This window comes from Microvirga flavescens (genome assembly GCF_003290125.1).
Taxonomy (GTDB): Bacteria; Pseudomonadota; Alphaproteobacteria; order Rhizobiales; family Beijerinckiaceae; genus Microvirga; species Microvirga flavescens.
The window spans coordinates 940,308-960,166 of sequence record NZ_QMKH01000001.1 but is presented as its reverse complement, the minus strand read 5'-3'; the positions used below and the strand labels follow the sequence as shown (position 1 = coordinate 960,166).

Here is a 19,859-nt window from a genome sequence, read left to right as displayed (position 1 = left end):
TTAGCGAGCGATCAGCTTCTTCCAACGCTCGATGATCGACGCACGGTTGGCGTCCACATCGAGCGGGTTGAAGCGCATGAGGCCGGACACGGCTTGCTCGCCGTAGACGACTTCCTTGGCGAGGGCTTCGTCAAGCTTGGTCGCCTTGTTGGTCGGCGAGTAGCGCAGCTCGCGAGCCCAACCTTCCTGCACTTCTGCCGAAAGCGAGAAGTCGATGAACTTCTTGGCAAGCTCCTGATTCGGGCGGTTCGCCACGAGATTGGCGGTGAGGTAGACCGCCGGCGTTCCTTCCGCGCCCTGCACGAACTCGATCGGCAGGCCGGCCTTGCGCAGCGTGTAGGCATAGTCCTGTGCGTAAGGCGCGATCCAGGCGTCGTTCTGCGCGAAGTTCTGCTGCAGTTCCGGCGAGGTCGAGACGACGACGGCGCCACCGAGAAGCCCCTTCACGGCCTCGAAGCCCGGCTCGGGATTCTTGATGTCGCCGCCCTTGACCTTGTTCATCATCAAAAAGCCGAGGAGGCCATAGCTGTTCGACAGGTCGGTGAGAACGACGTGATCCTTATATGCCGGGTCCCAAAGATCGGCCCACTTGGCCGGCTTCTTCGGGGCCTTGTCCTTGTTGTAGAGAAGGCCGATGGCGGCGACCGCATGAACCGGGCCCTCGCCGCGCGCCAAGCCTTCGGTGGCGAACGGGTAGAGGTCCCTGGCGTTGGTGAGTTCCTCGGCCTTGATCGGGCCGATCAGCCCCTCGCGCGCCGCCACGACTTCCTGACCGCCGGAGAAGTGGATGACATCGAATTGCGGAGCGGCCTTCTGGGCGCGCAGCTGGGCGAGCGCATCGGCGGAATAGGCCGTGATCACCTGCACATCGACGTCGTATTTCTTCTGGAATGGCTCGATGACGAGCTTGCGGTGGATCTGCTCGTAAGCCCCGCCGTAGGAGTTGATGACGAGCTTGTCCTTCGCGAAGGCGGGCGTCGCGAGGACGCTTGCCAAGGCAAGGAGCGCTGCGGCTTTAGACACGTTAGCAACCATTGTTCGACCTCTGGTTCGTTGCCGGTGTGAACGATATTATAGAGCGGAAGAGCGTTTCGTCCCGTCGCTTCTTCCGCTCCGCTTTCATTGGCCGAGGCACTTTGCCCCGGCTTGGCATGCATCAATCGAGACGTCCGATTTCGACCGTCTTGATGCCTTCCATGCGGATGCTGCGGCAGGCTGCGGCGATCTCCTCGAGGCCCTCGGTCATGCGGCCAAGGATGTTGCACGGCGTCCAGCCGATGGGGCCGAAGATGCGGCCGCCATTGTCGTAGAACATGCCGATTTCCCAGAACTCGTCGGTCATGCCCTTGAAGAGGTTCTTGGCCTGATAGAACCACAGAAGCTCGCCCGCGACGGGGAAGCAGGTCTGGTTCTCGACCGGGATCGACAGGGGATCGAAGGTCTGCGCTTCCTTCGGCAGCCCCATCATGATTTCAGGGCCGGCATACATGGCGTGCCCGGCCGGGACCTGGATCGGCTTCTTCAGCGCGTCCCAGATGGTCTGGCAGGTGACGGGAGCGTTCTCCCAGTAAAGCTCGATCGTGCCCTGAACGTTGGCTTCGACGAACTTTAAGTAAAGACGACGTTTTGTCATAATGTTTCCCAAACTTCGGACTTGGCGCCCGTATATTGCTCGAGAAAGGTCGCAGGTGGAAATTGATGTGTCCAATTATCGTTCTCTATAGGAACGATAAAAATTTTTTATCGGGCATGACTCTCGACCCAGGCGATGCCGGGGTCGATCTCGGCGCAGAATTCCAGCGCCGTCCGCCGCGCCAACTCGGCCACCCGTTCCGTCAGGAGGGAACCCGGCACCGGGTGATAGCTCGCGATGAAGTCGAGCGGCGGAAAAGGCTTGTTGACCTTCACCGAGACGAGGTCGCCGAGGGCGATCTCCCGCTGCACGACCGCCGTGGGCACGGCGGCGACGCCGAAGCCGTCCATCGCCAGCCGAATCATGGTGGGCAGCGAATTGGAGTTCGAGAGCTGGCTGGCAAGCACGCTCTCGTCCTGGAAATAGGGCGCGATCATCCGGTAGGGCGGCGAGCCGCGCTGAAAGGTGATGAGCGGCATCGCGCCGAGCTCCGCCACGCTGTAGATGCGGTTCTTGTCGATCAGCTTTGGGCTGCCGACCCAGGACATGGCGTAGGTGCACACCACGAAGCTGCGATAGCCTTCCTCCAGCAGAGGATCGAGGCAGAAGGTGATATCGAGATCGCCGCTCTTCATGTGGTTGAGGAGGTTGATCGTGGAATCGGTCACGATCTCGATCTGCGATCCCGGATAGATTTGCCGCAGACGCTCGTAGAGCCGCGGCAGCCAGGTCTGGACGATGGCGTCGATAGCCCCGATCCTGAGCGTCAGGGCGATGTTCTCGGGGTCGGTGAATCCGAGTTTGAGCTTGTCGAACTCGCCCAGCATGTTCTCGATCACCCTCAGGGCTTCATGCCCCGCCGAGGTGAGGTGAAAGCCGCGCCCCTCGCGCATGACGAGTTGCACGCCGAGTTCGCGCTCAAGGGCAGCGATGCGGGACGAGACGGCGGGTTGCGTCGTGTTGAGATGAGTGGCCGTGCGTCCGAAATGGCGCAGGCGCGCGAGATGGACAAAGGTCTCCAGATTGGCGAGCTTCATAGCCTGAACCTGTCTCTCATCCCGCAGAGCTCCTCAGCGAGTGCCTATAAGGATTTGAAACAGCGGATCGCCTTCCGTCAACTCGGACATGGAGCCTCATGCGCTGAAATCAGATCTCCAATTCGAGTAGGACAGGCTGATGATCTGAGGATTGGCGGCCCTGATCGTAGAAGACCCGTGACACTTTCGGCGCCAAATCCTCCGTGACAAACAGGAAGTCGCAACAATGGGGCTGGCCGCTCGACTGCTCGTAGATGCAGAACGAGGCCGGATGCGCCTCGTCCGGGCGAAAGGCCTCCCAGGCATCGACAAGGCGGGGCGTGCCGTTTTGAAACGGCTCGGAGATCCGCTTCTTCGTGGGGTCTTCGGGCTTCATGTTGAAGTCGCCGGTCAGGACGGCCGAAGCACTCGTCGGAAAGATCGCATAGGTGCCGGGACCAGGCTCGCGCGGCACGCGCGTGCGGTCACAGGCCGTGCGGTGCGCCTCCCGGATGCCTTGCACCTGCGCCCGGCGGATCGTGTCGGAGGAATATTCGAGATGCGTCGTCATGACCCGCAAAGGACCGGAGGGCGCTTCGACGACAGCCTCGATCAAAAGACGTGGCATGTTGCGCGTGGCCGCGGCCTCCCACGGCAGCGTGTAACGCAGCACCTGCGCGACGGGATGGCGTGAGAGGATCATGTTGCCGAAGCGGCTGCGCCCGCCCCTGCCGTCCGGCGCATCGAGAGCAACGCCCTCGACGGCGTGGTAGCCGGGAAGAAGAGACGCGATTTCCGCGAACTGGTTCTCGCCCTCATGCCCCTTCAAGCCGGCGACATTGTCGGCAACCTCCTGCAGGCACAGAACGTCGAAATCGGCGATGTCGCGCGCATCCGTGATCAACCGCGCAAGATCGCGACGGCCGTCGATGCCCAGCCCCCATTGAATGTTCCAGGTCAGGATCCTGAACATGTCCTACTGGCCTACCTTGCTGAGCACATCCGCCTTCAGGAAGCGCTCGATGAAAAGCATGAACAACACGGAGGGCACCAGAAGGATCAACGCGGTGATCGAGGCGATCTGGTAGTTGCCGCCCATGCTCGCGTTGTAGAGAAGAAGCGGCAGGGTCGTCACCTGCGGCACGCCGACGAAGAACGTTCCGGTAAATTCATCGAGCGATTCCAGAAAGACGAAGATGGCGCTTGCCATGATGCCGGGCATCGCCAGAGGCAGCGTGACCGTGAAGAAGGTCCGTAAAGGGGACGCCCCGATATTGCGCGCGGCGAGTTCGAGGTCGCGATCCACCGCAGCGAATGCCGCCGCTGCAATCCAGACCGAATAGACGAGGCCGTGCGCCGCGTGAACGAGAACGACGCCCGCGATCGTGCCTGTCAGGCCGATGCTGTAGAACACCCGCGCGACGTTGATGTAGATCGCGACAGACGGGAAAGCTTGCGGGAGAAGGAAGAGGATCATCAATGCCGTGCGCCATGGCAGCTTCAGCCGCGCCAGCGCATAGCCCGCCGGAACCGAGATCGCGAGGGCCACAGCGACGGTGAGGCAGGCGATGCTCACACTCGTCATCAGGGACGACATCGCGTCTCCCGTCGGACGGAACACCACCTCCCAATAGCGCGTGCCGTAGGAAACCGGCAGCTTGAAGGGCGCATACCAGCGTTCCGCAAAGGACCACAGCACGAGATTGGCCAGAGGCCCGAACAGCAGGAAGGCGAAGGCCGCAAGAGCAGCCGCCTTGAGCAGCGTTGAAGCGAAGCCCTTGAGCCGCAGGCGGCCAAGGGACGGCGCCTGCTCGATGTCGACAGGCGCGGACGCGAATTGCACTTTGCTGCTCATGCCTGCACCTCGCGCTTGACGTTGTGGCGCAGGTAGATCCAGGCGGCGATGCCGGAAATCGCATAAGAGATCACGCCGAGCGCGTTCGCGGTCGCGTAATCGCCGTAAGAATTGATACGAAAAGCCATGTCGACCGTGAGCATGGTCGGCTGAGAGCCGGCAACCATCATCGGCACGGAGAGAACCGACAACATCGTGACGAAGGACAGAACGAGCCCCACCAGCAGGGTCTGCGCGACCTGCGGCAGCACAAGCTCTATCAGCACACGCGGACGCGAAGCGCCGAGGTTGCGGCCGGCTTCGATGGTAGACCGGTCGACGGAAGCCATCGCACCCGCCACCATCAACGTGACGAAGGGCACCTGCTTCCAGACGAAGGTGATGATGATACCGCGCCAATCAAGAAGGCTCGTCGCCTGAATGGGTTCCATGATCCCCATCGCGACGAGGGAGTTGTTCATCAATCCGTTCTTGGCCAGAAATGTACGCATGCACTGGGCGGCGACGATGAACGGAATGAAGAGCGGCCAGCGGTAGAGATTGCGCAGGATCGCGACGAGCCACGGCGTTTCGCCAAGCGTCAGGATACCGGCGATGGCAATGGAGACGACGCCTGTCAGGATCGTTGCCGTGACGACGATGAAGAGCGTGAAGAGAATATCCGTCGAATAGAGTTCATAGGCCTTGGCGAAATGCGCCAGTGTCGGATTGCCGCTGCCGTCCGTGAAGGCCGCGGCGAGAGAGAAGCCGAGCGGGTAGAGAAACAGCGCGCCGATCATCGCCAAGGCAGGCGCGATCAGAAGAAGGCCGAAGAACGACGGACGCGTCATGAATGAACGATGTCCCGCTTTGAGGAACGGAAGAGCGGGCGGCTCAAGATTCTCAAGCCGCCCGCCCAAGCCTGGAGAAAGCCTAGTTCGCGACTTTCTTCTCGTAGGTTTCGAGAATGTCGTTGAAATAGGGGCCGATGGGGAACGCCTTGCCGTTAGACGCAAGGTCCTTCGGCGTGATGTCCGAGAAGAGCTGGTTCCAGGCGGCCTGATCGAGCTTGCCTTCAAGGTTCTGCGCGTCGATGCCGGGATACCAGTTGAAGCGCTTCACGATACCTTCCGCCTGCACTTCGGGGCTCGTGGCGAGCGCGATGAACTCGGCGGCGAGCTTGTCCTGCGGAGCCTTCTTCGGAATGGCGTAATACATCGGCTGGCCGGGCATGCCGGGCGATATCAACTTCAGGCGCATGCTCGGCGGCAGCTTTCCTTCCGCCTTCCAGGTGTAGAACATATCGACCCAGACCGGCCCGACGGCGATCTCGCCACGATTGAGCATGTCGAGCGTGCCGGCATTGCCGGGGGTGATGACGACGCTCTGGTTGAACTCCTTGAGATCGCCCATCGCCTTGTCCCACGTCGCCTTCGCGGCGGCGTCATAGGGGCCGCTTTCGAGCTTCGTGGCGTCTCCTCCGAAGGCGGAAACCCAGCCGGTGACGAAGGCAACGCCGGACATACCGCCCTTGATGCCATTGTAGCCGAACTGCTTCGGGTTCTTCTTCACCCAGTCGCGGAGCTCCGCGTAGGAAGCCGGCGGCGCCTTCACGAGATCGGGATTGTAGGCGAGAGCCGTCTGCGAGTGGAACATCGGCATCACATAACCGCCGACATCGGTGCCGAGGGAGTTCGTCGCCGTATCGCGCGTCACGAGCTTGGCGGTGGAAAGCTTGTCGCGATACTTCTCGATCAGCTCTTCCTTCACCAGCGTGCCTGCGGCCTTCTGGTGTATGACGATGACGTCGAAGTCCACGCTCGTTGCATTGGCCTTCTTCTGCGCATCGAGCTTTTCGTAGATCTTCTGCGAACCGCCATCGCCGGGGCCCGTGCCGACGGCGACGACCTTCACGCCGGGATGGCTCTTCTCGAAGAGCGGCCCGAGATAATCCTTGATGTAGTCGACCATGTTCTGGTCGCCGGCGGTGGCGACATTGAGCGTCTGCGCGCTCGCCGAATGGCTGAACGCGAAGGCTGCAAGGCCCGCAAGCAAGAGACTCTTACGCATGAAATCCTCCCTGGGATTGTTCGCTGGGGAACAGGTGCAACGACGCGAGCGGCAGGCGCAAACCCACCGGTCGATCGAGCTCGTGGTAGTCATCGTCCGTCACAGTAAAATGACGGTCAGCGATAGCGACCACGTACCTGTAATGCCCACCCGGATACGTTCTTTGCGTAATTGTGCCGGGCAGGACGATCGAGCCTTCGATGGCAACGCTCGGATCACCGAGCGAGGCGACATCGTCGCGGAAATAGGCGGTGACGGGTCCCACCGGAACGTCACCGTTCCACTGCACCGCATGGCCTTGTTCCGCCTTGACCTCGATGCCCGCGCCGGAGGCGCGCACGTCGAGGTGAAGCGTGTTTTCCGCCCCCATGAAACTTGCAACGAAGGGCGAGACGGGATTGTCGAACACCTCCTTCGGCGTTCCCACCTGGGCGATGTGTCCTGCGTCCATCACCACAATGCGGTCCGCCATCGTCATGGCCTCCTCGCGATCGTGCGTCACATGAATGGCGGTGAATCCGAGGCGGCTCTGCAGCGTCTTGATCTCCGTGCGCAGCTGCAGGCGCACCTTCGCATCGAGATTCGACAACGGCTCGTCGAGCAGAAGAATCTCGGGTTCGATGGCAAGCGCGCGTCCGAGCGCGACGCGCTGGCGCTGACCGCCCGACAGGTTCGTGACCTTGCGATCCTCAAGGCCCGAGAGGTTGAGCATGCGCAGCACTTCCGCAACCCGCTTGCGGATCTCTTCCCGCGAGACGCCGCGCAGCCGCAATCCGTAACCGACATTGCCGAGCACGCTCATGTGCGGCCACAGCGCGTAGGATTGAAACATCATAGCCATGCCGCGCTTTTCGGGCGGCATGTCCACGACATCGCGGCCAAAGAGGCGAATGGCCCCGCCGGATGCTTTCTGAAAGCCTGCGATGGTGCGAAGAAGCGTCGTCTTCCCGCAGCCGGACGAGCCCAGAATTGCGATGAACTCGCCTTTCGCCACGGACAGGCTGACGCCGTGCAGAACACGGTTGTTGCCGTAGCTTACCTTGAGGTGGTCGATATCAATCGCCGCCGAACCAGAGCTGGTCACGGTCATCCTCCCTCCCGATGTCGTGCGCTTGAGCGCCTCTTTTATGTAGCCAGCAAATCACAACAGCTGAGCCGACGTAAAGAGTGCCGCGATGTTTTTATTCAGGGGCCATGACACTTTCTTGAAGATGGCCGGCGGAAGCCCCGGCGCAGATCTCTTGCACGCCGCGGTGTTCGCGAGAGATGATTCGCAGCGCTCTTCGCCTGGAGCAGGCGCCACTGGTGGCCAGCCCAGAGGGTTGCCCGACAACGCGAGGCATGGCATCCAACGGATCGTACAATATATTATAGGCTCATAACCTGTGTGGGATACCTATGGGCGCGCATCACGATCATTCTCTGGACTCGCTGAACGACACGCAAAAGCGCGTTCACACGATCCTCGCCGCTGCCGAGAACCCGCTTTCGGCCTACGAGGTTCTGGATCGCATGCGGGCCGAACGGGCGGTGACGCCGCCGACTGTGTACCGCTCTCTCGACAAGCTGATCGAGAAGGGGCTCGCCCACAGGCTCGAGAGCCTCAATGCCTATGTAGTCTGCAAGCATACCCATCCGCACGAGATGGCAGCCTTTGCAATTTGTGAAACTTGCGGCCTTGCGACCGAGTTCAGCGACCCTACAATTGACAAGCGTCTTGGGCAGTGGAGCAGCGATCACCATTTCCGCGCAAATAAAACCACTGTCGAAATACGCGGATTATGTGAAAACTGCACTTCGAAATAGGAATTTACTGGTTATTCCCTTTGGGAAGGTTATTGCATTGCTGCAAGTATAGATTGCAACGCTACCACATTGCGGAAACCAAATCTTGCCTATATAAACGGGTAGGTACTCAAATTCAGGAGGCAAGCCGTGGCGGTTGCTCAAGATCGGGCTAAGGAAGATAGCGAACTGCTCCAGCGAGCAGATGAGGTTTGCCGTGAGAACAGGTTGCGCATGACTCCGATGCGCGAACGTGTTTATCGCGAGTTGGTGCAAAGCGGAGGTCCGGTCGGGGCCTACGATCTGGTGGAGCGCTTGAGCAGCAAGTCCCGCCGAATCGCACCGGTCACGATCTACCGCGCTCTCGATTTCCTGCGCGATGCCGGCCTTGTTCATCGCCTGGCGACGCAGAACTCCTACATCGTCTCCCATGGCGAGGTCGATCCTGGCGCGGTGAAGATCATGTTCGTCTGCTCGCGCACCGGCAAGAGCGTCGAAGTCCATTCCAAGGAAGTCGGGGACGCGATTCGCAAGGCCGCGGAAGACGCCGGCTTCAAGGCGATCTCGCCCTTCGTGGAAGTCGAAGGCGAAGTCATCCGCTAAGCGCCGTTAGGCGAAGCAGACATTTCAAATCAAAAAGGCCGGGCACATTGCCCGGCCTTTTTCTTTTTGGTTGCAGGACGTCTCGTCGAACCTGCCTTGATCCGCCGTTACTCGGCTGCCATTGCCTGCTGCGTCACATGCGGAGCCTTCAGCTCGGCTTGATCAGACGTCTCCTTGGCAATGAAGGTATAGAACATCGGCACGATGAAGAGGGTGAAGATCGTTCCGATGGACATGCCGGAGGCAATGACGAGCCCCATCGAGAACCGCGCCGCCGCACCCGCGCCGCTGGCGTAGATCAGCGGTGCAACGCCGAGCACCATCGCCGCCGTCGTCATGAGGATCGGCCGCAGACGAACCTTCGCCGCTTCCTCGATCGCCTGACGGCGCTTGTAGCCGTGCTTCTGCTTCAGTTCGTTGGCGAACTCCACCATCAGAATGCCGTGCTTGGTAATCAACCCGACGAGCGTGATGAGACCGACCTCCGTGTAGATGTTCAGCGTAGCCAGGCCGAGATAGAGGAACGTCATCGCACCGAACATCGAGAGAGGCACCGACATCATGATGATGAACGGATCGCGGAAGCTCTCGAACTGAGCGGCAAGCACCAGATAGATCACGATCACCGCGAGGCCGAAGGCCATTGCGATGGAGCTTCCCTCCTGGACTTCGAGGCGGGACTGGCCGGCATAGTCGGTATAGAAGCCCGCAGGCATGACCTGCTTCGAGATATCCCGTAGCACCTGCAAGCCTTCAGACGTGGTGACCCCCGGCATCGGCAGCGCCGAAACCGTCGCGGAGTTGAGCTGGTTGAACTGGTCGATGGATGCGGGGGCCGCATCCGTCTCCACACGCACCAGCGCGGACAACGGAACCATCGTGCCATCGGCGGCGCGCACATAGTACTCGCCGAGCCGCTCCGGATTCAGGCGCGCGTTCTGCCCGACCTGCGGAATGACATCATAGCTGCGATTATCGCGATCGAACTTCGAAACCTGCGCACCACCGACAAGCGCGCCGAGAGTCACGCCGATATCGCTGACCCGCACGCCGAGAACCGCCGCACGGTCGCGGTCGATGATGATCCGCGCGCGCGGTGTCTGGTAGGACATCGAGTTGACGGCAACGATGAACTTGCCCGATGCCATCGCCTTCTGCTTGATCTGCTCGGCCACCTCGTAGGCCTGCGACGGGTCGCCGATCGTGCGCAGCACATACTGGATCGGCAGGCCGCCGGCGGAGCCCGGCAGGGACGGCGGCGCAAACACGAAGGCCTGAACGCCAGCGTTCGAATCAAGGAGCGTCTGAATCTCCTGCTTCGTCACTGGGCCCTTTTTCTTGCGTTCGCTCCACTCCTTCAGCTTGAAGCCGACGAAGCCACCGCCGCCCCCATCGATGCCGATGATGAGGAAGGTGTCCTCGATCTCGGGGATCTGCTCGAAGGCCGTGGTGAATTTCGGCGCGAAGGCCTGCGTGTATTCGGGCGTCGCATATTGCGGCACGTTGACGAGGCCGAGATAAGCGCCCTGGTCTTCTTCGGGCGCGAGTTCCGACGGCGTCTTGGAGAACATGAAAGCCGTCGTCACAAGAAGACCGATGGCGATGGCGAGCGTCACGGGGCGCACGTCGAGCGAGCCGGAGAGACGGCGCGCATACCAGTTTTCGAGCTGCGTGAAGGTGCGGTCCACCAAAGCAGCGAACCGACTGTGGTTCTCGTTGTGCGGCTTCAACAGCCGCGACGACATCATCGGCGACAGCGTCACCGCGACGATGCCCGAGATGATGACCGCGCCTGCAAGGGTGAACGCGAACTCGCGGAACAGCGCGCCGGTCAGACCCTGCGTGAAGCCGATGGGCGCATAAACCGCCGCGAGGGTGATCGTCATCGAAATGATGGGACCGAAAATCTCCTTCATCCCGGCGACGGCGGCATCGATTGGCGACAAGCCCTCCTCGATATGGCGGTGGATGTTCTCCACCACGACGATGGCGTCATCGACCACGAGGCCGATGGCGAGCACCATCGCCAGAAGCGTGAGGAGGTTGATGGAGTAGCCAAGCGCATAGAGCACGAAGCACACACCGACCAGCGACAGCGGAATCGTGACGATAGGAATCAGCACGGAGCGGAACGAGCCGAGAAAGAGCAGGATGACGATGACGACGATGAGGCCTGCCTCGCCGATGGTCTTGAACACTTCCTTGATCGAGGCCGAGATGAAGTTCGACGCATCGTAGACAACCTGCACCGTCATGCCATCGGGCAGTGTCGGGCGGATCTCGTTGATCGCCTGATTGACGGCCTCGGCCACGGTGAGCGGATTGGCGGAAGGCGTCGGCGTCACGCCGATGAATGTGCCTTCCTTGCCGTTGAAGCTGACCTTGGTGTCCGTGCTCTTCGGCCCCAGCTCCACATTGGCGACATCGCGCAGGCGCACGATCTGATCGCCGTTGGTGCGAACCGGCAGCATGCCGAAGGATTCAGGGGTCTGCAGGGTGGTCTGCATCTCGATGGCGTAGGCGACGAAGTCGTTCTTCGTCTTGCCCGGGGCCGCCAGGAAGTTGCTGGCCTGGATCGCCGACACGACCTCGCCCGCCGTCACGCTGCGCGCGGCGAGGCGAATGGGATCGATCCACACGCGCATAGAGAAATCGCGCCCGCCGAGAATGTCAGCCGAGCCGACGCCTTCGAGCGTCGCGAAGCGCGGCTGGATGACGCGGGTCAGGAATTCCGACACTTCTTCGGGGTTCATCTTCGTCGAGGCGAAGGTGATGTACATCAGCGCAAAGGTTTGCCCGGTGCCCTTCACAATCACCGGGTCTTCAGCATCCGTCGGCAGCTGCGCGCGCACCGTCTGCACCTTGGAGGTGACTTCGGTGAGCGCTGCATTCGGATCCGTGTTCAGGCGCATGCGCACCGAAACGGTGCTCATGCCCTGACGGCTCTGTGTGCTCACGTAATCGACGCCTTCAGCGCTCGACACCGCCTTGGCGATGGGCGTGCTGATAAAGCCCTGCATCAGATCCGCGCTCGCGCCCACATAGGTGGTCGTGATCGTGATCGTGGTTTCGTCGACCTTGGGATATTGCCGCACCTGAAGGCTGATCAGACCCTGCGCGCCGAGCAGCAGGATCAACAGACTCACCACCATCGAAAGGACAGGGCGGCGAATGAAAAGTTCCGTGAAACTCATGGCTTGAGGCCTATTGCCCGTTCGCAAGCTTCGACGCGTCGAGCTTGGTTATGTCGATACTGTTGTCAATCTTGACCGCAGCGCCCGCCTGAAGCTTGTTCTGCCCGGACATCACGACCTGCTGGCCGGGCGTCACGCCCGAAATGATCTCGATGGCGCCGCCCTGGCGACGTCCCGCCTTCACGAACACCTGCTTGACGATCTCGACCGGCTTCCCGTCCTTGTCCTCGACCTTCTTGCCATCGACTTCCTTCGGCTCGACGACATAGACATAGGTTCCGTACAGGCTTGTGATGACCGCCGTTTGCGGCACCGTGATGACATTATCCTCCGCCGGCAGGATGGCGCGCACATGCAGGAACTGACCGGGAAGAACGGCGCGGTCCTTGTTGTTCTCAATCAGCGCCTGAACGGCGACGAGCCGGGTCTGCGGATCGACGCGCGGATCCTTGCCGATCACGTGGCCGACGAACTTGAGATCGTTCTCGTTGACGCCGACGCGCACTTCCTGGCCGAGCTTGATCGCATCGGCCATCTGCTCCGGAACCGTGAAGTCCACCTTCATGGAATCGAGATCCTGGAAGCTCGCGACGGGCGTGCCGATCTGCACATACTGGCCAACATCGACGCGCGGAATACCGATGACGCCCGAGAACGGAGCCTTGAGGCCCTTCTGGTTGATGACGGCCTGGATGCGATTCATCCGCGAGCGCGCGGTGGCGAGCTTGGCGACGATTTCGTCATAGGACGCTTCGGTGCCGAAACCGCGCGATGTCAACGTCTTGGCGCGCTCATAGCTCGACTCGCCGAGCTTGACCGCCGCCTGCACGTCGATGAGATCCGCACGTTCGATCGAATCGTCGATCTGAACGAGGATCGTCCCTTCCGTCACGTACTGGTTCGGCTTGAAGTTGATCTGCTTGACGATGCCGGCGGCCTCCACGGCCAGCTCGACGCCGTTGGCGGCCTTGGCCGTGCCGATGGCGTCGATGCCGGGCGTCCAGGTCTTCGCTTCGACCTTCGTCGCCGAGACCGTCTGTGTCGGCTGCGGCATGGTCGCGAAGAAGTCCGCGATCATCTTCTGCTTGAGATAATAGAACCCGATCAGGCCAACGCACAGAAGGAGCGCCAGAGAGGACACGGTAATGATGACAATACGGCGCTTCATTTCGATCTTCCGAAATCCGTTGGTCCGGCTGCCCGGATAGCTCTTTGATTATGGAGACGCGGCATTAGCGTATCTTCCTATTGACGCCAATGCCTGCGAAGCATTTATATACCGTCTGGACGGTTTGGTGCAAGATGCCAAAATCGAAAGCCATAAGAGTTTAGGGATGTTTGGTTGCATTCGGGGCCGCAAAAGCTCGCGCGAGAAGATCCTCGACGCGGCGGCGGAACTTGTCAGTGAGGTAGGCTCGGGGCGGCTGACGCTAGACGCGGTCGCGGAGCGCGCGGGCCTGAGCAAAGGCGGCCTTCTCTACAACTTCCCCAGCAAGGAGGCGCTCCTTCAGGGCATGATCCAGCGCATGGTGGACGAGGTTTCCGCCGAGCGCGAGGCCCTTCGGGGCAAGCTCGGCGGGCCCAATCTCGAGGCCCGGCTCTGCGTCAACGCCGCGCTGAAGATGCGCACGGGCAACATGAAGGAGATTTCGAACGGCATGCTCGCGGCCTCATCGGAGAACCCGCGCCTGCTGGAGCCCGTTCGCCACGTCCTGAAGGACGTTCTCGAGCATCTCAAGACGACATCGGAAGACGCCGACGCGGCTCTCGTCGCGTGGCTCGCCGTCGAAGGCATGTGCAGCCTCGAGCTTCACGACATCAGCCCCTTTTCGGAGCAGGATCGCGAACGCGTCGTGAAGGCCGTCAACCGCCTCCTTGACAAGGGATTGAGCGAATAACGCCCCTCAGCCGACCCAGGACGGGTCGTTCAGCACCGCATCCGTGTGTTCGCCAAGGCGCGGCGAGGGGCGGTTTGCGGCCATCGGCTCGCCATCCATGACGATGGGCGAGCGGACGGACGGGATGGAGCCGTTCTTCGCCTCCGCTGAAGGTAGATCGATCTTCATGCCGCGCGCGATCACCTGGCTATCCGTAAATACATCGGCGACCGTGTTGATGGGGCCGGCCGGAACGCCTTCCTTCTCCAGCGCCGCGAGAAGCCCATCGCGGGTGAATTTCAGCGTCAGCACGGTCAGAAGCGGAATCAGCTCGGCGCGGGCGCGCACGCGGTCCGCGTTCGTCTTGAAGCGCGGGTCCTGCGCCAGCTCGGGCTGGCCGAGCACGGCGACGAAGCGCGCGAACTGCCCGTCATTGCCCACTGCCGCGATCATGTGCCCATCGGACACCGGAAACACCTGATAGGGCACGATGTTGGGGTGCGCATTGCCCATGCGGCGCGGCGCCTTGCCGGAGGCGAGATAGTTCATGGCCTGGTTGGCGAGAACGCTCGTTTGCACATCGAGCAGCGCCATATCGAGATGCGCGCCCTCGCCCGTCTCATCGCGGCGGCGAAGGGCGGCAAGAATGCCGACGACGGAATAGACGCCGGTGAAAATATCGACATAAGCGACGCCGATCTTCTGCGGCTCGCCGGTGGGCTCGCCCGTCAGATCCATGATGCCGCCCATGCCCTGGATCATGAAATCGTAACCGGCCCGCGCCGCGTAAGGCCCGTTCTGGCCGAAGCCCGTGATGGAGCAATAGACGAGGCGCGGATTGACCGCTTTCAGGCTCTCGTAATCGAGCCCGTATTTCTTCAACCCGCCGACCTTGAAGTTCTCGATCACCACATCCGCATGGGCCGCAAGCTTGCGCACGAGCGCTTGGCCTTCCGGCGTTTCGAAATCCGCCTCGATGGAACGCTTGCCGCGATTGCAGGCGTGGTAATAGGCCGCCGAGAGATTATCCCCATCCTTGCCCTCGATGAAGGGAGGTCCCCAGCCGCGCGTGTCGTCACCCGCGCCTGTGCGCTCCACCTTCACCACGTCCGCGCCGAGATCGGCAAGCAACTGCCCGACCCAGGGACCCGCGAGAATGCGCGCGAGTTCGAGGACTTTCAGGCCTTCGAGCGGTTTCATACTCATCAATCCATCACGGCATCGAGGCCGCGCTTCAACCCGGTAAATGTGCCGACGCGGCGCGCCGCGAGAAGCGTGCCCGCCACATAAGGCGCGGCGGAAGAGCCTGCATCGTGGCGGATGACGAGGCGCTCGTTATCCGCGCCGAACACCGCCTCGCAGGAGAGAACGAAGGACGGCATGCGCAGCGAATGCACCTGCACCGGCTGGCCTGCGCCGAGCCCGCCGCCGCGCGTTTCGCGAACGCCCGACAATTCATCGACGGGCTTCGATGTTGCGGGCTGGCGCACCGCACTCAGAAGCTCCGCGAGTTCCCGCGCGGTGCCGGAGGGCGTATCCGGCTTAGCCGCCGACGCGTAGTCGATGATTTCCACATCGGCGACATAGCGCGCGGCCTCCAGCGTGAAGCGGCGCAAGAGCGTCGCCGTGATGGAGAAGTTGCCGGCCGCGAGCACCCCGCGCCCGGCTTTCTGCGCGAGGGCATCGATCTCGTCATAATCCTCGGCGCTCAGACCCGACGTGCCGACGACCACATGACGGCCCTGCGTCAGCGCGGTGAGCGCGTGAGCCTTCACCGCATTGGGCTTGGTGTAGTCGATCACCACATCGGAGGGCTGGCGCAGCGCCTCTTCCAGCGTTGCGCTGATCGCAACACCGAGAGACGGCAGGCCCGCCACCTCGCCCGCATCCTTGCCCGCCGCGCTGCGGCTGACGGCGCCCGCGAGCACGAGATCGTCCGACATAGCGATGGCCGCGACAAGAGCCTTACCGACCCAACCGGTCGCGCCCGCGAGAGTGATGCGAAGAGGCATTTTCATCGACTCCGTTAAAGGTAAAAGTCTTAAAAGAACGCCTGCAGACCGGTCTGCGCGCGACCGATGATCAGCGCGTGAACGTCGTGCGTGCCTTCATAGGTATTCACCGTCTCCAGATTCTGGAGGTGGCGCATGACGTGGTACTCTTCCTGGATGCCGTTGCCGCCATGCATGTCGCGAGCGGTGCGGGCAATGTCGAGAGCCTTGCCGCAATTGTTGCGTTTGACGATGGAGATCATCTCCGGCGCGAGGCGGCCTTCATCGAAGAGACGTCCGACACGCAACGAGGCGTGAAGGCCGAGCGTGATCTCGGTGAGCATGTCGGCGAGCTTTTTCTGCACGAGCTGGGTCTGCGCCAGCGGCTTGCCGAACTGCTTGCGGTCGAGGGTGTATTGACGCGCGCGGTGCCAGCAATCCTCAGCCGCGCCCATCGCACCCCAGGAGATGCCGTAGCGCGCGCGGTTGAGGCAGCCGAAGGGGCCCTTGAGGCCGGACACGTTCGGCAAAAGCGCGCTCTCCGGAACCTCGACGCCGTCCATGACGATCTCACCGGTGATCGATGCGCGAAGCGAAAGCTTGCCGCCGATCTTCGGCGCGGAAAGGCCCTTCATGCCCTTGTCGAGAACGAAGCCGCGGATCTGGTTGTCATGCGCCGCCGACTTCGCCCACACCACGAACACATCCGCGATGGGGGAGTTCGAGATCCACATCTTGGTGCCGGTGAGGCGATATCCGCCGTCGATCTTTTCCGCGCGTGTGGTCATGCCGCCGGGGTCGGAGCCCGCATCCGGCTCGGTGAGACCGAAGCAGCCCACATATTCGCCCGTCGCGAGCTTCGGCAGGTACTTCTTGCGCTGTTCCTCGGAGCCGTAGGCGTAGATGGGATACATCACGAGGGAGGACTGCACGCTCATCATCGAGCGGTAGCCGGAATCGATGCGCTCGACCTCCCGCGCCACAAGACCGTAGGAAACATAAGACGCGCCGGCGCAGCCATATTCCTCCGGCAGCGTGAGGCCGAGAAGGCCAAGCTCGCCCATCTCGTTGAAGATGGCGCGGTCGGTCTTTTCCTCGCGATAGGCCTCGATCACGCGGGGCAGCAGCTTTTCCTGGGCGTAGCCGCGCGCCGTGTCGCGGATCATGCGCTCGTCGTCGCTCAACAGATCGTCCAGGAGCAGCGGGTCTTCCCAGTGGAACTTCGCGAGATCCGTGTGGCCTGACATGATTTTTCCTCTTTAACGCCAGTGCGGGCGGGCGGCGGCCTTCGAGGCCTCAAACCCTTTTCATTTGGGCGCAAAGTCGCGCTGGACAGGGCGGTTGTAAAGAGACATCTTCGAAGCAAGTCATTCTTAAACGGAATAAGTGAGTGTTTCGACGGGGCTTCCTGCCGGGCATCGGCAATCTTCTCGCCTTCGAGGCGACGGCCCGGCATGGCAGCGTCTCCCGGGCGGCGGCGGAACTGAACCTGACCCAGAGCGCCGTCTCCCGGCAGATCCAGCATCTTGAGGAATCCCTCGGCGTCTCCCTGTTTAGCCGCTCGCGGCAGCGGGTGGTGCTCACCGATATCGGGCGCATGTATGCCGCCAGCATCCGCACGACGCTCGCCGAACTCTCCGACGCGACCCATCAGGCGATGGCCCTGTCCGGCACGCAGGGCGTTCTCAACCTCGCCGTACTGCCGACCTTCGGCACGCGCTGGCTCATTCCGCGCATTCCGGAATTCTTTGCGCTCCATCCCGGCGTCACCGTGAATTTCGGGGCGCGGCTGGTGCCGTTCGATTTCGAGACCGAGCACTTCGACGCGGCGATTCATTTCGGCCAGCCGCACTGGTCGGGCGCGATCTGCGAGCGGCTGCGCGATGAAAAGGTCGTGCCCGTGTGCAGCCCCGCCTATCGGGAGCGGGAAGCCATCGCTTCACCGGGGGATCTGACCCGCGCAACTCTGCTCCAGCAGAGCACGCGGCCGACAGCCTGGGCCGAATGGTTCGCGCGTTGCGGCGTGGAGGAAGGCAACCCCTTGCGCGGGCCGCGCTTTGAGCAGTTCGGCATGGTCGTGCAAGCGGCGGTCGCCGGGCTCGGCGCGGCTCTCGTGCCGCACTTCCTCGTTTCCGACGAGTTGTCCTCCGGACGGCTCGAGATCCTGTTCCAGCAGAGCCTCACGAGCGAGGGCGCCTATTACCTCGTTTATCCCGAGGCGAAGGCGCAAGAACCCCTCGTGCGCTCGTTCCGCGACTGGATCCTGGCGAAAACCCGCGGCGAATGAGCCGCGTCAGGCGCCGCGCGGATGGCGCAGCACCTTCCAGCTCAGCGCACAGGCAATCAAGCCGCTGCTGGCGATGGCGGTCACCATCGAGAGCGCCGTGCCGTTGAAGAAGGTGCTGACCAGAACGATCACCAGAGCGCCCGTCGCCAGCTGCAAGGTGCCCATCAGGGCCGCCGCCGTTCCCGCGACGGGGCCATGCGCCTCGAGCGCCAACACCGCCGTCGAGGGAACGACGAGGCCAAGGCAGCCGAAGGCCATGAACAGCATCGCCCACAAAACCACCGCATGATCGACGCCGGCGAGCGTCACGAGCATCAGCAGCGATGTGATGCAGGCGAAAACCGAAATCGCCGTGCGGACCACGCGCGGCGCCCCGAAGCGGCGCATGAGCGTGCTATTGAACTGCGCACCACCGATGAAAGCGATGGCATTCGTGGCGAAGACAAGGCTGTAGCGCGAGGGCGAGAGCCCGAAATGCTCGATGAACACCACCGACGAACCCGCGAGATAAGCAAAGAAGCTGGACTGGCCGAGGCCCCCAATGAAGACGAGGCCGAGAAAATGCCAGTCCTTCAGGAGAGAGAGGTAGACCCCGGCAACCTCGCCGAGGCTGCGCTTTTGCGCGGAAGCTTTTCGTGTCTCAGGCAACAGCACGGCGACCACGAGAAGCCCGAGGAGGCCGATCAGGGCAATGGCCCAGAAGATCACGCGCCAGCTGAAGAACGCGGTGAGCGTGCTGCCGGCGAGCGGCGCAAGAATCGGCGAGACGCTGAAGACGAGCATCGTCGTCGACATCAGGCGCGCCGCCTCCGCGCCGGTGTGCAGATCGCGAATGATGGCGCGCGTAATCACCATGCTGGCGCAGGCACCCACACCCTGCAGGAAACGGAACGCGATCAGCATCGCCGCATTCGGCGCGAAACTGCAGCCGATGGCGCCAAGGATAAAAAGCGTCAGGCCGAAATAGAGCGGCGGCTTGCGGCCGACATGATCCGACACCGGACCATAGACGATCTGGAACAGCGCGACGGCGCTGAAAAAGCTCATCAGGCTCATCTGCACCGCGCCGATATCCGCCTGAAGATCACGCGCGATAGCCGGAAAGGCCGGCAGATACATGTCGATAGCGAACGGCCCGATGGCGGACAGCATGCCGAGCACGAGCGCGTTGCGGAGAAAAGAAGTCTTCATCGAAAAATCCGAAGGATCGAAAACGGCCCGCGCCCAGACCGGACGCGGGAAATTCAGGAAGGCGAAAACTGAGGGAAACATGCCCGCGAAGGGGGACACGGCGCGGCAAACGAGGCCAGCCCCGCTTCGCAGAGCGCACTTTATGCCGCACTCCGGAGAGGTCAAGGGCCGAACCGCAGATGCATGCGCCTTGCACATGGGAAGAGCGGCTGAATGCCGACAGGCGATTCGGGGCACCCCCGGCCCTGTCCGAGCCGCCTGAAAGCAACGGTCATGCCCTTGCGTCATCTCATAGTCGCCAAACCCTCGCGCCTTACCGCGAAAAGTTAAGAAATCCCGGCGCGGAACACGGCCTTTCGCGTCCCGCTTTACCCTTCG

At 62.1% G+C, this 19,859-nt stretch carries 18 protein-coding genes; 4 read left to right on the top strand and 14 right to left on the bottom strand.

Annotation, left to right across the window (positions count from 1 at the left end):
• The 8 genes from DQW91_RS04285 to DQW91_RS04250 all read right to left on the bottom strand — a co-directional run bounded on the left by DQW91_RS04285 (position 1) and on the right by DQW91_RS04250 (position 7,643).
• Positions 1 to 1,023 (bottom strand): ABC transporter substrate-binding protein, encoded by a 1,023-nt coding sequence (locus DQW91_RS04285; protein WP_245410887.1) that lies wholly within the window; start codon positions 1,021 to 1,023, stop codon positions 1 to 3.
• A gap of 133 nt (positions 1,024 to 1,156) precedes the next feature.
• Positions 1,157 to 1,633 (bottom strand): DUF3830 family protein, encoded by a 477-nt coding sequence (locus DQW91_RS04280; RefSeq protein WP_112662274.1) that lies wholly within the window; start codon positions 1,631 to 1,633, stop codon positions 1,157 to 1,159.
• Between the two features lie 107 nt (positions 1,634 to 1,740).
• Positions 1,741 to 2,670, bottom strand: coding sequence for a LysR family transcriptional regulator (locus DQW91_RS04275; protein WP_112662273.1), 930 nt, complete (start codon positions 2,668 to 2,670; stop codon positions 1,741 to 1,743).
• 109 nt (positions 2,671 to 2,779) lie between these two features.
• A complete protein-coding gene (locus tag DQW91_RS04270; protein WP_112662272.1) occupies positions 2,780 to 3,622 on the bottom strand; it encodes an endonuclease/exonuclease/phosphatase family protein in 843 nt (280 codons plus the stop codon).
• A 3-nt stretch (positions 3,623 to 3,625) separates the two neighbouring features.
• Positions 3,626 to 4,504, bottom strand: a complete 879-nt coding sequence (locus DQW91_RS04265) for an ABC transporter permease (RefSeq protein ID WP_112662271.1) — start codon at positions 4,502 to 4,504, stop codon at positions 3,626 to 3,628.
• A complete protein-coding gene (locus DQW91_RS04260) occupies positions 4,501 to 5,334 on the bottom strand; it encodes an ABC transporter permease (protein ID WP_112662463.1) in 834 nt (277 codons plus the stop codon). The genes DQW91_RS04265 and DQW91_RS04260 overlap by 4 nt, the downstream gene beginning before the upstream one ends.
• 82 nt (positions 5,335 to 5,416) lie before the next feature.
• Positions 5,417 to 6,553: an ABC transporter substrate-binding protein gene (locus DQW91_RS04255; RefSeq protein ID WP_112662270.1), complete on the bottom strand. Its 1,137-nt coding sequence runs from the start codon at positions 6,551 to 6,553 to the stop codon at positions 5,417 to 5,419.
• On the bottom strand, positions 6,546 to 7,643 hold the full coding sequence (locus DQW91_RS04250; RefSeq protein ID WP_112662269.1) for an ABC transporter ATP-binding protein: 1,098 nt from the start codon (positions 7,641 to 7,643) through the stop codon (positions 6,546 to 6,548). Before DQW91_RS04250 ends, DQW91_RS04255 begins: the two co-directional genes overlap by 8 nt.
• A 308-nt stretch (positions 7,644 to 7,951) precedes the next feature.
• Between DQW91_RS04250 and DQW91_RS04245 the strand changes: the two genes are divergently transcribed.
• Positions 7,952 to 8,359, top strand: coding sequence for a Fur family transcriptional regulator (locus DQW91_RS04245; protein WP_112662268.1), 408 nt, complete (start codon positions 7,952 to 7,954; stop codon positions 8,357 to 8,359).
• A gap of 213 nt (positions 8,360 to 8,572) precedes the next feature.
• Positions 8,573 to 8,941, top strand: a complete 369-nt coding sequence (locus tag DQW91_RS04240; RefSeq protein ID WP_112662267.1) for a Fur family transcriptional regulator — start codon at positions 8,573 to 8,575, stop codon at positions 8,939 to 8,941.
• Positions 8,942 to 9,048: 107 nt separating this feature from the next.
• Here DQW91_RS04240 and DQW91_RS04235 read toward each other — a convergent pair whose 3' ends face one another.
• Together DQW91_RS04235 and DQW91_RS04230 are read right to left on the bottom strand one after the other, a co-directional pair.
• Positions 9,049 to 12,135 (bottom strand): efflux RND transporter permease subunit, encoded by a 3,087-nt coding sequence (locus DQW91_RS04235; protein ID WP_112662266.1) that lies wholly within the window; start codon positions 12,133 to 12,135, stop codon positions 9,049 to 9,051.
• 10 nt (positions 12,136 to 12,145) lie between these two features.
• On the bottom strand, positions 12,146 to 13,303 hold the full coding sequence (locus DQW91_RS04230; RefSeq protein WP_112662265.1) for an efflux RND transporter periplasmic adaptor subunit: 1,158 nt from the start codon (positions 13,301 to 13,303) through the stop codon (positions 12,146 to 12,148).
• 166 nt (positions 13,304 to 13,469) lie between these two features.
• Between DQW91_RS04230 and DQW91_RS04225 the strand changes: the two genes are divergently transcribed.
• A complete protein-coding gene (locus tag DQW91_RS04225) occupies positions 13,470 to 14,033 on the top strand; it encodes a TetR/AcrR family transcriptional regulator (protein WP_157961335.1) in 564 nt (187 codons plus the stop codon).
• A gap of 6 nt (positions 14,034 to 14,039) precedes the next feature.
• On the opposite strand, the gene DQW91_RS04220 is transcribed toward DQW91_RS04225, so the two are convergent.
• From DQW91_RS04220 to DQW91_RS04210, 3 genes are read right to left on the bottom strand one after another with little or no spacing between them, the layout of a single operon-like run.
• A complete protein-coding gene (locus DQW91_RS04220) occupies positions 14,040 to 15,212 on the bottom strand; it encodes a CaiB/BaiF CoA transferase family protein (protein WP_112662264.1) in 1,173 nt (390 codons plus the stop codon).
• Positions 15,213 to 15,217: 5 nt separating this feature from the next.
• Positions 15,218 to 16,024, bottom strand: coding sequence for a 4-hydroxy-tetrahydrodipicolinate reductase (gene dapB / locus DQW91_RS04215; RefSeq protein WP_112662263.1), 807 nt, complete (start codon positions 16,022 to 16,024; stop codon positions 15,218 to 15,220).
• 29 nt (positions 16,025 to 16,053) lie between these two features.
• Complete coding sequence (locus tag DQW91_RS04210) at positions 16,054 to 17,250, bottom strand: acyl-CoA dehydrogenase (RefSeq protein ID WP_112662262.1); 1,197 nt, start codon at positions 17,248 to 17,250, stop codon at positions 16,054 to 16,056.
• A gap of 143 nt (positions 17,251 to 17,393) precedes the next feature.
• Here DQW91_RS04210 and DQW91_RS04205 point away from each other — a divergent pair, with 143 nt between their 5' ends.
• Positions 17,394 to 18,290 carry a LysR family transcriptional regulator gene (locus DQW91_RS04205; RefSeq protein ID WP_112662261.1) on the top strand — a complete coding sequence of 299 codons (897 nt, stop codon included), beginning with the start codon at positions 17,394 to 17,396 and terminating at the stop codon, positions 18,288 to 18,290.
• A gap of 6 nt (positions 18,291 to 18,296) precedes the next feature.
• Here DQW91_RS04205 and DQW91_RS04200 read toward each other — a convergent pair whose 3' ends face one another.
• Entirely contained in the window at positions 18,297 to 19,481 is a 1,185-nt protein-coding gene (locus DQW91_RS04200) for a multidrug effflux MFS transporter (RefSeq protein WP_112662461.1), read from the bottom strand.
• Between the last annotated feature and the right edge of the window lie 378 nt (positions 19,482 to 19,859).